This is a genomic window from Microbispora siamensis, assembly GCF_016863095.1.
Lineage (GTDB): Bacteria > Actinomycetota > Actinomycetes > Streptosporangiales > Streptosporangiaceae > Microbispora > Microbispora siamensis.
Map to the genome: position 1 here is coordinate 61,135 of NZ_BOOF01000037.1, position 13,174 is coordinate 74,308.

A 13,174-nucleotide genomic window follows, 5' to 3' on the forward strand; every position below is an offset into this window, starting at 1 on the left:
CCACCAGGAGAAGCTCCCGTGCCCAAGTCGAAGACCCGCAAGAAGGCCGTTTACACGCCGCCGCAGAAGTCGCAGACGGTGAAGGTCAGCCCGCGTTGGCTCGCCCCCGTCATGGTGGCCTGCTGGATCATCGGTATCGCCTGGATCGCGATCTACTACATCGCGCCGACCGTTCCCGGCATCTCCGCCCTGGCGAACTGGAACCTGCTGATCGGTTTCGGGCTCATCATCGTCGGCGTCGTGCTGTCGACGAAGTGGCGTTAGGCTGCTTTCTTAAGATTCTTTCCACAGCTTTTATCCACAGCCTGTGGACAGGTGATCAGGCTGCCCCAGGCCGGGTTCGGACCGGGCGGCGCACTGCCCAGCCCGGCCCGGCCCTGGCGTGAGGACGGTCAGCTTCGGCCAAGCATCTCGGCGGTGAGGATGTTCCCTCCGAGGCCCCACCCGCCGTCGGGCACCTCCTCCACGAGGACCAGGGTGGTCGCCCGGGCCCGCTCGCCGTACACGTCGGCGTAGGCGTCGGTGACGGCGTCGATGAGCTTCTTCTTGGACTCGGGGGTCAGGGTGTCGGCGGGCACCTTGAGGTTGGCGAACGGCATGCTCGTTCCTTTCGGGTTGTTTCGGGTGTTTCCTGGGTGGAGTGCGGCGGGCGTCAGACGATGCCGCCGTTGGCGCGCACGACCTGGCCGTTGACCCAGTGCCCCGCGGGGCTCGCCAGGAAGGCGACGACCTCCGCGATGTCCTCGGGGGTGCCGAGCCGTTCGAGCGGGGGCTGCTTGGCCATCCGCTCGATCGTGGCCTCATCCTTGCCTTCGAAGAAAAGCTCTGTGGCGGTCGGGCCGGGCGCGACCGCGTTGACCGTGATGTCCCGCCCCCGCAGTTCGCGGGCGAGCACGAGCGTCATCGCCTCGACGGCGCCCTTGCTGGCGGCGTACGCCCCGTAGGTGGGCAGTTGCAGGCCCACGATGGACGTGGACAGGGTGATGATCGTGCCGCCGCCGCGCACGCGGCGCGCGGCCTCCCGCGCCATGACGAAGGTGCCACGGATGTTGGTGCGGTGCAGGGCGTCCAGCTCGGCGAGATCGAGGTCCGCGATCGGGGACAGCGACAGGCGACCCGCCGAGTTGACGACGACGTCGACCCCGCCGAACTCCTTCTCCGCCGCGTCGAACATCGCAGCGACCGCGTCCTCGTCCGCGACGTCGGCCTGCGCCGCGATCGCCCGGCCGCCGGCCGACGTGACCGCGTCGACCACCTCGGCCGCGGCCGAGGCAGAGCCCTGATATCCCACGACGACGGCGAAGCCGCGTGCGGCCAGCGTCGTCGCGATCGCCCGGCCGATCCCACGGGAGCCGCCGCTGACGACGGCCACGCGCTGATCACTCATCGGAGAACTCCTTCCTATCGCTGATACGAGCTGCTCGTATCGGTGTTACGAGACCAGACGTTAGCACGATCCCCATAACGGCGCTAGCGGGATTCCGTATCATTGGTTACATGGCAGGTGCGGACACCCTACGCGCGGCGATGATCGAGGCCGCCGAGAAGCAACTGGCGACGTCCTCGGACAACGACATCGCCACGCGCGCGGTCTGTGAAGCGGTCGGCGTGACCCAGCCCGTGCTCTACCGGCTGTTCGGCGACAAGCGGGGACTCCTCGACGCCGTCGCCGACCACGGGTACGAGCGCTACGCCGCGCTCAAGGCCGCGCAGGAGCAGACGGCCGACCCGGTGGCCGACCTCCGGGCCGGCTGGGACGGCCACATGGCCTTCGCGCGGGAGAACCGTGCCCTCTACCAGCTCATGTTCACGCCTCGGCCGTGGTCCCGGTCCACGGCTCGCGACCGGGTGTTCACCCTCCTGGAGGCCACGCTCGTACGGTGCGCGGCGATCGGCGCGCTGAGAGTGGAGCCGCCGATCGCGGCCCGGCTGATCCTGTCCGCGAGCGTCGGGGCAGCGCTCGACCACATCGCCAGTCCGGAGCTCTTCGACGACCCCGCGCTGTCCCACCGCATGCGCGACGCCGTGTTCGCGCACGTGCTCACCGAGGCGACCGTGCGGGAGGACGCCGACCCCCTCCGCGAGGCCGCGCTGCGCCTGCGCGCGCAACTCGACCTCGCCGGCACCGAGGCCCTCGAGCCGGTCGAGACCGCCCTGCTCCGGCGCTGGCTCGACCGCATCACACAGCCCGGCGCGGGGAGCGTCAGGTGAAGGCGCCCTCCAGCAGGCCGTACGGCGGGAGCATGGTGACGAGCAGGACCAGCGCCACCAGCACCGCGGCGGCGACGCCGGCCTGGACGAGGGTGCGGTTGCGGCGCGGAGCGTAGGCGAAACCGGCGGCGATGATCGTGCCGGTCACGAGCCCGCCGAGATGGCCCTGCCAGCTGATGCCCGGGACGACGAACGTGAGCACCACGTTGATGCCGATCAGCCACAGGACGCCGCGGGCGTCGTAGCCGAGCCTGCGGGCGACGACGAACAACGCACCGAACAGGCCGTAGATGGCGGTCGAGGCGCCGACGGCCGACGTGCCGAACAGGTAGACGGCGACCGAGCCGCCCAGCGCCGACAGCAGGTAGAGCGCGGCGAACCGGCCAGAGCCGAGCCTGCGCTCCAGTTCGGGGCCGAGGGCATAGAGCGCCCACATGTTGAACAGGATGTGCCAGAACGACGGCGGCGGGGAGTGCAGGAAGGCGCTGGTGATCAGGCGCCACCACTCGCCCATATGGACCCCGAGGGACCACATCGCGAACTGCTGGACGACCTCGTTCGGGCGCAGGACCTCCGCCCCGTACGCGAGCACGTTCAGGATCAGCAGGGTCCACGTGACACGGGGCGTGGCCACGGCGGCGCCGCCGAAGGTCGCCTGGGCCTGCCGCACCTCGCGGCTGCCGTCGCGGACGCACTCGGGGCACTGGTGACCGACCGCGGCCTCGCGCATGCAGTCGGGGCAGATCGGGCGCTCACAGCGCTGGCAGCGGACGTAGGTCTCGCGGTCGGGGTGCCGGTAGCAGGTGGGCACGGCTTGCGCCCCCGGCTGCGGGGGCGGCGGAGGCTGGGAGGTCATGGGGTCCTTTCCTGGGCGAGTCCCTGTGCGGGGGCGCATCCACCAGCCAGCCTATAAGCCGGAAACGCCCCGGCCGCGTGTTCGCGCGGCCGGGGCGTCCCGAGCGTCGGAGGAGACGGCGTCAGGACCGCTCGATGGTGACCTCTTCGAGGACCACGTCGTTAACCGGCCGGTCGTTGCGGCCGGTCGGGGTCTTGGCGATCGCGTCGACCACCTCGGTGCCCTCGATCACCTCACCGAAGATCGTGTGCCCCTGGTTGAGGTGCGGCTGCGGGCTCACGGTGATGAAGAACTGGGAGCCGTTGGTGCCCTTGCCGAACCGCTTGCCCGCGTTCGCCATGGCGAGCAGGTAGGGCCGGTTGAACTGGTTCTCGGGGTGGATCTCGTCGTCGAAGCTGTAGCCGGGCCCGCCGACACCCTGGCCGAGGGGGTCGCCGCCCTGGATCATGAAGCCGTTGATGACCCGGTGGAAGATCGTGCCGTCGTAGAGCTTGACGTTCGTCTGCTTCTCACCGGTCTCGGGGTGGGTCCACTCCCGGGTGCCCTCGGCGAGTTCGACGAAGTTGCGCACGGTCTTCGGCGCCTTGTTGGGGAAAAGCTGGACGCGGATCGTGCCGTGGTTCGTGCGCAGATTCGCGATGAGGTTGTCAGCCACGAGGGCCGCCCCCTTTGGTAGCTCGTGTTAGTTGTCCGGTGAACAGGGTATCGAGCATGCCTTCAAGCACCGCTCGTGATTGAGCCACGACCATCCGGGAAGGGGTCGTTCCGGGGCCCCGTCGATTGGGGAGGTTGATCGTGTCCCTGACAATGAACAGAAGGCGTCGCGCCGAGGTTGTCATCCCGCAAACGTGGCTGAGCAGGATGAGGGACCAGGCGATGAAGGCCAGCGGCCGGATGAGCCCGGTGGCGGAGACCGCACGGGATCTCGCCACGCACCGGATCGAGGACGCCAGGGTCTGGGCGGCGCCGAAGCTCGACCAGGCGGCGCAGTCGGTCGAGGAGCAGATCGCTCCGATCGTGAGTGCGTTCCTGACCGAGTTGGCCCGTCGCATCGACGTGACCAGCACCAGGAAGACCCGCCGGCGCTGGCCGGTCGTGGCGTTGCTGGGCGGAGTCGCGATCGGCGCGGTGGGTGTGGCGATGTACCGCAACAACGCTCAGCGCTGGGCCGAGACCATGCGGGAGAGCATGCGGCACACCGGCTCCGACGCCAGCAAGTGGGTCGGAGACAAGGCCGGGGAAGTCGGCGAGAAGGCCGACAAGGCCGCCGACGAGATCTCGGGAAAAATGTCCTAGCACATCCCTCACAGCCACCCAGTACGGCCGGCGTTCCCCCAACGCCGGCCGTACTGTGTTCCCCGCTTCGCTCATCGGGGCGCTGTTATCCGCCGGGTCGTGCCGAAGCGCGCCGGGAACACAGCCTTCGTCACGTGCTCACTCGGTGTTCCCGAAAGAGGCGTCGTCCGGAGGGAGCGGAGCGGAAGGGAGCGAGGACCGGAGCGAAGGCCCAGCGGAGCGGGCTTCGCGAGGACCGGAGGTTCCTTCCGGCGCAGCGACCGACTTGGCCAACATCCGTGACAATCCAACTAGGTCATCGAAGGCTCCAGGCGGTGCAGTACGGCGGGGAGGCGGTCCTCGTAGACCACGGTGAGCCGCCGGGTCGCCCGGGTGATGGCGACGTAGAGGTCCTGGCCGCCCTTCGGCGACTGACGCAGGATGCCCTCGGGATCCACGACGACCACGGCGTCGAACTCCAGGCCCTTCGAGCCGCGCACGGTGAGGACGGCCACCGGGCTGTCCAGGGGATCGACGGCCTCGGGGAACAGCGCGGCGACCTCCAGGTGCCGGGCGTCCGGCGTGACGACGCCGACCCGCCCCTCCCCGATCTCGCCCCCTCCGATCTCACGCAGCTCCGACTCCACGAGCAGCCGCAGGTCGGTGCCGCCGGCGGGCACGGCGCGCGGGCGGGCGCCGCCGAACCGGACCGACTCGGGCGGCTTCTCCCCGGGTGCCACGGCGCGCAGCACGTCGGCGGCGACCTCCATGATCTCGGCCGGGGTCCGGTAGTTGACCAGCAGGCGCTCCTCCCGCCAGCGCCCCTTCACGTACGGGTCGAGCATCTCGCCCCACGACCGCGCGCCCGCCGCCGAGCCGGTCTGGGCGATGTCGCCGACGACCGTCAGAGAGCGGGCCGGGACCCGCCGCATCACCGTCCGCCAGGCCATCGCCGACAGCTCCTGCGCCTCGTCCACGATCACGTGCCCGTACGCCCAGGTGCGGTCGCGGGCGGCCCGATCGGCCGTCGTCGTGTACGGCCCGTCGTCGCGGTTGCGACCGGCCAGCAGGGCCGCGTCGAGCACGGGATCGACGTCGGTGATCGTCAGGACCTCCCGCGCGTACAGTTCCTCCTCGCGGCGTTCCTCCTCGGCGCGGCGCCGCCTGGCCCCCGCCCCGTAGTCGTACTCGCCGAGCAGTTCTGCTGCCTCGTCCAGCAGGGGGACGTCGCCGACCGTCCACGGCGCCTCACGGGGCCGCAGCAGGAGCGCGCGCTCCTCCTCCGTCAGGTGGGGCCCGGCCGCCGTACGCAGCCGTTCCTCGTCCGAGAGGAGTTCGCGGACGAGCCGCTCGGGGGTGATCTCCGGCCAGAGGGCGTCGAGCGCGTCGCGCACCGACCGGTGCTCCCACAGGGCCGTGGCGGCATAGCGCAGGTCGCCGTCCTCGAGCGGCCGGTCGAGCTTGGCCGCCTCGTCCCGCGCCAGTGCCCGCAGCACCTGGTCCACGAACGTCCACCGGGCGATGTTGTGCTGCCGCCGCAGGCCGCGTGCGCGGTCGCGGGCCCGCAGGCAGGTGGCGTGGTCCACCCGCAGCGCCATCTCCTCGACCACGACCTCCACGCCGCCGCGCACCGACGTACGGACGGGGATCTTCACCTCCAGGTCGCCCTCCGGCACGCGCTCGCGGTCGCGGACCGCCGCCTCGACCACAGCGGCCATGCGCGGGTCGCCCTTGACGACGGCGACGGCCGGCTCGTCCTCGGCGGTGGCCCGCACCCCGGGGTGGAGCCCGCCGATGCTCGTCAGCACCACCTGCGTCTCGCCCAGCGCGGGCAGCACCTGACTGATGTAGCGGGAGAACGTGGCGTTGGGACCGACGACGAGCACGCCGCGCCGCTCCAGCGTGTCCCGGTGCGTGTAGAGCAGGTATGCCGCCCGGTGCAGGGCGGCGACGGTCTTGCCCGTGCCCGGCCCGCCCTGCACGACGAGCGCCCCCGCCAGGCCGGACCGGATCACCCGGTCCTGCTCGCGCTGGATGGTGGCGACGACCTCGCCCATGCGTCCGGTGCGCCCGCGGCGCAGCGTCGCGAGCAGCGCGGCCTCGCCGACGAGCGTACGGCGGTCTCCGTCGGCCATCCGGTCGAGGTCGAAGACCTCGTCGTCGATGCCCACGACGTCGCGGTGCCGCGTGTGCAGGTGCCGGCGGCGGACGAGGGAGCCCGGGTCGCTGGGGGTGGCGACGTAGAAGGGGCGGGCGGCGGGGGCCCGCCAGTCGACGAGCACGGACGTGTGGTCGTCGTCGCGCAGCCCGACGCGGCCGATGTAGAGGGTCTCACCCTCGGCGTCGTCGATGCGGCCGAAGCACAGGCCGTGTTCGACGGCCGACAGTTGCGCGAGGCGGCGGGCGTGCTCGGCCGCCGCCACCTCCCGCTCCACGACGGCCTGCCGGGTTCCCGTGCCGCCGCGGGCCAGGATTTCCCGGATGCCGCGCTCGGCCCGTTCGCGGGCGATGTCGAGGCGGCCGTACAGCATGGAGACGTAGGACTGCTCGCTCCGCAGGGCCTCGGCGCGAGCGGAGTCGGATTGACGGTCACCCATTCCTGTGATAAACTCCTAGTGAGAGTGTCTGGCTTTCAGATAACTGGGAATCTCTCACTATACGGCATCGCGCCTCTGTGACGTGTCACGCCTCCGTCCACTCCGCTCGCGGGGTGGATTTTTTGTTTTCGAGACTTCTGTGACTGATGTGAGTGATGTCGCGTCCCTCCTGGGTAACGGGCGTACGGCGCGATCGGCGGTACGCATCGCCACATTCCGTCCGGATTCGCATCGCGCCATGGTCAACCGCCGCGCGCCGCGGGACGTCTTTGGAAACAAGGAGGCCCGGATGGACGTCCTCGAGAGCCTCGTGGACGACGAGCTCCGCCTGGAGCTCGTCCTCATCGAGGCACTGCACCACGAGGCGGAACGGCTGGCCGCCCCGGCCGTCCGCTGAGATCACGGCCCGCCGCCTCACACGGAGGCGGCGGGCGCTCTCTCACAGGTCAGGCCCAGGCTCACACGTCAAGCCCAGGGGCGGAAGACGGCGCGGACGCAGCCGTCCTTCTTGTGCTTGAACATGTCGTAGCCCTTGGGCCCCTCGTCGAGCGTCATCGTGTGCGTCGCGAGGTAGGAGGGCTTCAGATCGCCCTTCGCGATGAGGTCGAGGAGCTTCGGGATGTACCGCTGGCCGTGCTGCTGCGCGCCGCGCAGCGTGAGGCCCTTGTTCATCAGCGCGCCGAGCGGGAACTTGTCCACGAAGCCGGCGAAGACCCCCAGCACGAACACCGAGCCGCCCTTGCGGCAGGCGTGGATCGCCTCCCGCACCGCGATCGGGCGGTCCTGCTCCAGGCGCAGCTGCTGTTTGATCCCGTCGTACACGCGCTGGATCCCGGTGCTGTCGGCTTCCATGCCGACGGCCTCGACGCACACGTCCGGGCCCCGGCCGCCGGTGCGCTCGCGCAACTCGGCGGTGACGTCGGTGCTCGTGTAGTCGATCACCTCGCAGCCGACGTGGCGGGCGGCCATGGCCAGCCGTTCGGGATAGCGGTCGATCGCGATGACCCGCTCGGCGCCGAGGAGCAGGGCGGCCCGGGCGGCCATCTGGCCGACGCCGCCGCATCCCCACACCGCGACCACGTCTCCCGGCCGTACGCCGCCGAGCTCGGCGCCCATCCAGCCCGTCGGGGCCGCGTCGGAGGCGAACAGGGCGTCGAGGTCCGAGACGCCCTCGGGGACGGTGAACGCGTTGTAGTCCACGAAGGGCACGCGGATGTACTCGGCGTGGCTGCCCCGGAAGCCGCCCATCGCGTGGGAGTAGCCGAAGATGCCGGCGGTCGTGCCGCCCCACATCAGGTCCGTGACGCCCGGCTTGGGGTTGCTGTTCTCGCACAGCGACCACTCGTCGTGCCGGCAGGCCCAGCAGCGGCCGCAGCCGATGATCGAGCAGACCACGACCCGGTCGCCCGGCCGATGCCGGCTCACCTCGGGGCCGACGTCGACGATCTCGCCGATGAACTCGTGCCCGATGACGTCACCGGCTCGCATGGCCGGGATGTAGCCGCCGAGCAGGTGGAGGTCGGAGCCGCAGGTGGTGCTCGCCGTCACCTTCACGATCGCGTCCTGGGCGTTGAGGATCGCGGGGTCGGGCACCTGCTCGACCGACAGTTCGTTCACGCCCTGCCAGCACAGCGCCTTCACAGCCGGCCCCCTTCCGCCGCGCGTCCCAGCGCCATGTCGAGCACCTTGCCCGGCAGGGTCGGCCGGGTCGTCGCGATCTCCTCGTCCGATCGCAGCACGTCGCCGGTCTCCAGCAGGGACTTCGTCTCGCGCAGCGCCGTACGGACCGTGGTGCGGGGGTCCTCACCCCGCAGCCGGGCGAGGACGGCGTCGGCGCCGGCCCGGTGTTCCCTCGGGCGGGCGTAGATCTCCGTGCCGCGGTCACCGGGCGCCCGGTTCATCCGCACCTCGGCGTCCACCCGGGCCAGCGGTTCGGGCAGGTGCCCGGCCGGCGCGACCTCGTCCGGCGGCCGGTTGATCGTGATGCCCAGCCAGCGGCTGGACTCCAGCGGGTCCTTCGCCGCGGACGGCACCCGGCGATGCGAGGCCGCCCATCGCGCCACCCCCAGGCCGGCAGCCGCGAGCGCCGCCGCTCCGGCAACGAGACGTTTCATGGCCTTCGCCCCCTCCACGGCCGACTTCCTCGGGTGCTACCCCCGCTCATGGGCTCTATCCCGCCCGCGACGGGTGAGTGAGGAGGAGTTGGACGCCGGGTGACGGTCTCGGGACGACGGCCTGCGGGCTATTCGGCGTCGCGGGACGGCGCGGCGGCGAGGGCGTCCGCGACGGTGGGGAAGATCGGGACGTGGGACGCCAGCCCGGTGATCCACAGCGCGCGGGCCGCGCCCTGCTCGACCGCGACGAGGCCCAGCCAGCCCCCGTCGTCGAGCGCCCGCTTCCAGCAGTTGACCAGCAACCCCGTCGCTCTGGAATCGAGGAAGTCCAGTTCGAGCAGGTTCACCACGAGGTACGGCCCGAACTGGGCGAACGCCTTGTCGAAGAACTCGGTGGCCGGTTCGTGCGTGGTGAAGTCGAGCGTCCCCCGCACCGTCAGCACTCCGATGCTTCCGCTGCTCTCGGCGGCGAACGTGGTCTCGGCTGTCGAGATGTTGTGTACGTCAGACATCAGGACACTTCCAAGGAGTTCGGCAGAATGCGCGCGACCAGGATGCAGGTGTCGTCACCGGTGTTACTCGGGGCCAGGGTCTCCATGACCGCCGCCACCCGATCCTGTGGTGGCACCTTCGGCACGGTCTCGGCGATCGCCGCGCTGAGGATGTCGAGGCCCTCGAACAGGTCCCGGCCCGGGCGTTCGATCAGGCCGTCGGTGAACATGAGGAGCAGATCGTCCGGCTCCAGCCGCATCTCGGCACAGCTGTAGCTCACGTCCTCGAAGACGCCGAGCAGCACGCCGGGGTGGAGCAGCCGGTGCACCTTTTTCCCCCGTACCAGCAGCATCGGCGGGTGGCCCGCATGGGTCCACCTCAGTGTGCGGTCCTTGGTGCGGTAGCGGGCCACGACCGACGTCGCCAGCACGTCGGGCCGCATCCGCCGGAGCAGCCGGTTCAGCGCCACGAGGATCTGGGCCGGATCGTGGTCGGCGAAGGCCAGCCCGGTGATCGCGTGCCGCAGCTTGGCCATCGCGGAGGCGGCGGCCAGGCCGTGCCCGGCGACGTCGCCCACGGCCAGCAGCGCCTCCCCGTGGTCGATGTGGATGGCCTGGTACCAGTCGCCGCCCAGCGGCGCCGTCTCGGCCGGGAAGTAGCGCACACCGATCTGCAGCCCGGGCACCGAGTCCTGCGTCGGCAGGATGATGCTCTGCAGCCGCGCGGTGAGCTGCGACTCCTCCTCCAGCCGTTGGGTGACCTCGGCGAGCTCGACGGCGGTCCTGCGCCAGTCAGTCACGTCCTGCACGACGCCGTGGATCTCGACGGGCCGCCCGCCCGCGTCCCGGCTGACCTCGGCCGTCACTCTGATGTGGCGATACTCGTCACCGACGCGGATGCGGATGTCGAACTCATGCGGCCCGCCGCTGCCGGTCAGCGTCGTGAGCGCGTGCTCGACGATCGGGACGTCGTCGGGGTGGGCGATCTCGCGGTAGTACTCCAGCGCGAACGGCCCCTCGGCCGGGTCGCGCCCGTGGATGACGTAGAGCTGGTCGGACCACTCGGCCTCGCCGGTGATCAGGCTCCAGTGTCCCCATCCGAGGTGGCCCAGGCGCTCGGTGTGGAGCAGCCGGGCCGACAGGCGCTCCTCCCTGTCGTGGCGATCCCAGGAGACGAGAAGGCCGCCGTGCAGCCGGGCGAGACGGACACCGTAGGTGGACAGATGCGGCACGCCGTGCCCGTCCTCCCGGTGCACGTAGGGATCGACGCCCTCGGGTTCCCCGGTCTCCATGACGCGGAGGTAGGCGTCCCACAGAGGAGAACCGGCGACGCCCGGATACGCCTCGATCGCGCGCAGGCCGACGAGCTCCTTGCCGGTCCTGTCCTGGACGTCCCTGGCCTCGGGACTGGCCGCGCACACCTCGAAGTCGAGGATCGCACCGGCCTGATCGCGGATGGGCACCAGCCAGACGCCCTGGACCGGGACCGCATCGAGCATGGCCTGCACCACGCCTGCCATCGCTTCGGGGGACCAGTCGCCCGTGCCTGGAGAGGGGCCACTCACAGGAGTAAGCCGCAGGATGCGATCACCTCCACTCATTGAATCCGCCGGCCACCTTCCGCGAGGCATCCACAAGAGCGGACTTTCCGGAGGATCGCTCTTGCCTTCCCGATGAGGTTACCCTCCGTCCTTGAGAGTAGGCACTGGATGCCCCTTGGTCTCCCCGCGAGGTTCCGCCCCGTCCCTGGGCACGCCCCCTACCGGCTCTTAGGATCTTTCAGGAACTTTTTACCCTTCTCGGTTCCGGTAGGGGGATTGTCGGGATGGTGCTTCCGCACAACGCTCTGGACCATCGGTACCGGGGCGAGCACCCGCTCCGCACACTGGCCTATCTCTTCCGGGAGCACCGGCCCCGCCTCGTCCTCGCCGTCGTGGCCTTCACGGTCAAGCACAGCCCGACCTGGCTCCTCCCGCTGGTCACCGCGAACGTCATCGACGCGCTCGTCCGGCACGCGCCCGTCACCGACCTGCTGACGTCGATGGCCGTGCTGCTCGTCCTGCTCCTGCTGAACCTTCCCGGCCACCTGCTGTACGTACGGTGCCTGCACGGCGCGATCCGGCAGGTGGGCACCGGGCTGCGGTCGGCGCTGTGCCGCAGGATGCAGCACCTGTCGATCGGCTACCACTCGCGCGTGAGCGCCGGGGTGCTGCAGACCAAGGTCGTCAGGGACGTCGAGAGCGTCGAGCAGATGGTGCAGCAGACGGCCGACAGCGGCCTGTCGGCCGTGACCATGCTCATGGGCGGTCTCGCGGTGATCGCCTTCCGGGTGCCGGCCGCGCTGCCGGTCTTCCTGCTGGTCGTCCCTGCCGCCGCGGTCCTGGTGATGCGGATGCGCAACCGCCTGCGGGCCGACAACGAGAGCTTCCGGCAGGAAGTCGAGCGGCTGTCGGCGCGCGTGACCGAGATGACGCACCTGATCCCCATCACCCGCGCCCACGGCCTGGAACAGGACGCGCTGCACCGCATGGACGGCACGCTCTCCCGCGTCCTGCGCACCGGCCTGCGGCTCGACCTGCTCAACGGCCGGTTCGGCGCGATGGCCTGGATCACGCTGAACGTGCTCGCCGGGGGCTTCCTCGCCGGCTCCGCGCTGGTCTCCTACTACCAGGTGCTGCCGATCACAGCCGGCGACGTGGTCATGCTCAGCACGTTCTTCACCACGCTCACCACCTCGGTCACCACGCTGATGAGCCTGACGCCCGTGATCAGCAAGGGCCTGGAGTCCGTACGCTCGATCGGCGAGGTGCTCCAGGCGCCCGACCTGGAGAACAACGACGGCAAGGCCGAGGTGACGGCGGTCCGCGGCGAGTTCGAGTTCCGGTCGGTGTCGCTCGCCTACGAGGCGGACCGGCCCGCGGTGGACGAGTTCAGCCTCACCGTGTCCCCCGGCGAGACCATCGCCCTGGTCGGGGCCTCGGGGGCGGGCAAGTCGACCGTGCTCAACCTCGTGATCGGCTTCCTGCGCCCCACCTCGGGGCGCATCCTGCTGGACGGCAGGGACATGGAGGAGCTCGACCTGCGGACCTACCGGCGGTTCCTGTCCGTGGTGCCCCAGGAGTCGATCCTGTTCGAGGGGAGCATCCGCGACAACGTCACGTACGGCATGCGGGACGTGCCGGAGGAGACCCTGCGGGCCGCCCTGCGCGACGCGAACGCCCTGGAGTTCATCGACCGGCTGCCGCACGGGCTCGACACGATCGTGGGCGAGCGCGGCGCGCGGCTGTCGGGCGGCCAGAGGCAGCGGCTCGCCATCGCCCGCGCGCTCGTCCGCGACCCGCGGGTGCTGGTCCTGGACGAGGCGACCTCGGCGCTCGACACCGCGTCGGAGGCGCTGATCCGGCAGGCGCTCGCCCGCCTGGTCGCGGGCCGCACGGTCTTCGTCGTCGCCCACCGCCTGTCCACCATCCGTACGGCCGACCGGATCGTCGTGATGCGGGACGGCCGGATCGCCGAGGTGGGCACCCACGACGAGCTGAGCCGCAGGCCGGGCGTCTACTCCGGGCTCCAGGCCGCCCAGCTCGCCTGACCCTCTCCCCGGCGTCGTAAGGACTCCCGTTGTCGTCAAGA

General features: G+C 70.7%; 13 protein-coding genes. 4 read left to right on the top strand and 9 right to left on the bottom strand.

Annotated features, from left to right (window positions below):
* Positions 1–18 precede the first annotated feature (18 nt).
* On the top strand, positions 19–264 hold the full coding sequence (locus Msi02_RS29640) for a cell division protein CrgA (RefSeq protein ID WP_079313441.1): 246 nt from the start codon (positions 19–21) through the stop codon (positions 262–264).
* 128 nt (positions 265–392) lie between these two features.
* Here the strand turns inward: Msi02_RS29640 and Msi02_RS29645 are convergent, their stop codons facing one another.
* Together Msi02_RS29645 and Msi02_RS29650 are read right to left on the bottom strand one after the other, a co-directional pair.
* Complete coding sequence (locus Msi02_RS29645; RefSeq protein WP_079313442.1) at positions 393–599, bottom strand: 4-oxalocrotonate tautomerase family protein; 207 nt, start codon at positions 597–599, stop codon at positions 393–395.
* 53 nt (positions 600–652) lie between these two features.
* The gene (locus tag Msi02_RS29650; protein ID WP_204051277.1) at positions 653–1,387 is read right to left on the bottom strand and encodes an SDR family oxidoreductase; all 735 of its coding nucleotides are present in this window, start codon (positions 1,385–1,387) and stop codon (positions 653–655) included.
* A gap of 110 nt (positions 1,388–1,497) precedes the next feature.
* Here Msi02_RS29650 and Msi02_RS29655 point away from each other — a divergent pair, with 110 nt between their 5' ends.
* On the top strand, positions 1,498–2,211 hold the full coding sequence (locus tag Msi02_RS29655; RefSeq protein WP_204051278.1) for a TetR/AcrR family transcriptional regulator: 714 nt from the start codon (positions 1,498–1,500) through the stop codon (positions 2,209–2,211).
* Here the strand turns inward: Msi02_RS29655 and Msi02_RS29660 are convergent.
* Both Msi02_RS29660 and Msi02_RS29665 read right to left on the bottom strand, forming a co-directional pair.
* Positions 2,204–3,067, bottom strand: a complete 864-nt coding sequence (locus Msi02_RS29660) for a rhomboid family intramembrane serine protease (protein WP_204051279.1) — start codon at positions 3,065–3,067, stop codon at positions 2,204–2,206. The genes Msi02_RS29655 and Msi02_RS29660 overlap by 8 nt on opposite strands.
* 121 nt (positions 3,068–3,188) lie before the next feature.
* Positions 3,189–3,722, bottom strand: a complete 534-nt coding sequence (locus Msi02_RS29665; protein WP_079313446.1) for a peptidylprolyl isomerase — start codon at positions 3,720–3,722, stop codon at positions 3,189–3,191.
* Between the two features lie 221 nt (positions 3,723–3,943).
* Here Msi02_RS29665 and Msi02_RS29670 point away from each other — a divergent pair, with 221 nt between their 5' ends.
* Positions 3,944–4,363 (top strand): hypothetical protein, encoded by a 420-nt coding sequence (locus tag Msi02_RS29670; protein ID WP_204051280.1) that lies wholly within the window; start codon positions 3,944–3,946, stop codon positions 4,361–4,363.
* 290 nt (positions 4,364–4,653) lie between these two features.
* Here Msi02_RS29670 and Msi02_RS29675 read toward each other — a convergent pair whose 3' ends face one another.
* The 5 genes from Msi02_RS29675 to Msi02_RS29695 form a co-directional block, all read right to left on the bottom strand.
* Positions 4,654–6,939, bottom strand: a complete 2,286-nt coding sequence (locus Msi02_RS29675; RefSeq protein WP_204051281.1) for a HelD family protein — start codon at positions 6,937–6,939, stop codon at positions 4,654–4,656.
* 465 nt (positions 6,940–7,404) lie between these two features.
* Complete coding sequence (locus Msi02_RS29680) at positions 7,405–8,580, bottom strand: zinc-dependent alcohol dehydrogenase (RefSeq protein ID WP_204051282.1); 1,176 nt, start codon at positions 8,578–8,580, stop codon at positions 7,405–7,407.
* The gene (locus Msi02_RS29685; RefSeq protein WP_204051283.1) at positions 8,577–9,053 is read right to left on the bottom strand and encodes a hypothetical protein; all 477 of its coding nucleotides are present in this window, start codon (positions 9,051–9,053) and stop codon (positions 8,577–8,579) included. The genes Msi02_RS29680 and Msi02_RS29685 overlap by 4 nt, the downstream gene beginning before the upstream one ends.
* A gap of 128 nt (positions 9,054–9,181) precedes the next feature.
* Complete coding sequence (locus Msi02_RS29690; RefSeq protein WP_204051284.1) at positions 9,182–9,565, bottom strand: STAS domain-containing protein; 384 nt, start codon at positions 9,563–9,565, stop codon at positions 9,182–9,184.
* Positions 9,565–11,043, bottom strand: a complete 1,479-nt coding sequence (locus tag Msi02_RS29695) for a PP2C family protein-serine/threonine phosphatase (protein WP_204051285.1) — start codon at positions 11,041–11,043, stop codon at positions 9,565–9,567. Before Msi02_RS29695 ends, Msi02_RS29690 begins: the two co-directional genes overlap by 1 nt.
* A 326-nt stretch (positions 11,044–11,369) precedes the next feature.
* On the opposite strand from Msi02_RS29695, the gene Msi02_RS29700 reads away from it, so the two are divergent.
* Positions 11,370–13,133 carry an ABC transporter ATP-binding protein gene (locus tag Msi02_RS29700; RefSeq protein WP_204051286.1) on the top strand — a complete coding sequence of 588 codons (1,764 nt, stop codon included), beginning with the start codon at positions 11,370–11,372 and terminating at the stop codon, positions 13,131–13,133.
* The last annotated feature ends 41 nt before the right edge of the window (positions 13,134–13,174 follow it).